Annotated in this window: 2 protein-coding genes; both read right to left on the bottom strand. The window is 76.7% G+C overall.

Annotation, left to right across the window (positions count from 1 at the left end; genetic code table 11):
- A partial coding sequence (locus ESO86_RS18200; RefSeq protein ID WP_422836517.1) for a PTS-dependent dihydroxyacetone kinase phosphotransferase subunit DhaM occupies positions 1 to 432 on the bottom strand: 432 nt, incomplete at its 3' end.
- On the bottom strand, positions 429 to 647 hold a 219-nt coding region (locus tag ESO86_RS18195), incomplete at its 5' end, for a DAK2 domain-containing protein (protein ID WP_129236072.1). The genes ESO86_RS18200 and ESO86_RS18195, both read right to left, overlap by 4 nt.

Raw genomic sequence — 647 nt, 5'->3', positions numbered from 1 at the left:
GACCGATTCCGCGGGCGCCGCCGCGGGCACCGGATCGACCTGCTCCCGCTTCGCGTCGAGCGCCGCGGCGGACTCGCGGGCGACCTCGTCGAGCGGCGCGCCCGTCGCGGCCAGCACGAGCCCCGCCGTGATGCCCTCCACGAACGGCCCCGCACCGACCACGACCTCCGTCGTCGACTCCCTGAGGTCGAGGGCGAGCCCGGCGCTCAGCACGGCCGAGCCGAGGTCGGTGACGACGAGGACGCCCGGGACTCCTCGTCCGGCGAGCTCGTCGATCGCCGCGGCGACGGCCGCCGCATCCGTGCCGAACCTGCCGTCGGAACCGGCGGCGATTCGCACGGGCGGCGCCTCGCCGTGCACCATCTCCAGGCCCAGCTCGACCGCGGCCTCTGCGAGCGCCGGACTGTGCGAGACGACGACGAGCCCGATCATCCGACGCGCTCCGATCGTGCGTCGGCGAGGGCCTCGACGAGGATCGCAGCCGAGGTCGCCCCGGGATCGAGGTGATCGGCGCTCCGATCGCCCAGGTAGCTCGCCCGCCCCTTGCGGGCGACGAGCGGGATCGTCGCGTCGCGCCCGACCGCCGCAGCGGCGGCCGCGGCTCGGAGCGACTCGACGAGCGGGCGACCTCCGGCCGCGGCGGCGCT

This window comes from Agromyces binzhouensis (assembly GCF_004135055.1).
In the GTDB taxonomy this organism is placed as follows: domain Bacteria; phylum Actinomycetota; class Actinomycetes; order Actinomycetales; family Microbacteriaceae; genus Agromyces; species Agromyces binzhouensis.
Note: the sequence above shows the minus strand (reverse complement) of the source record. Positions and strands in the feature narration are given on the sequence as shown.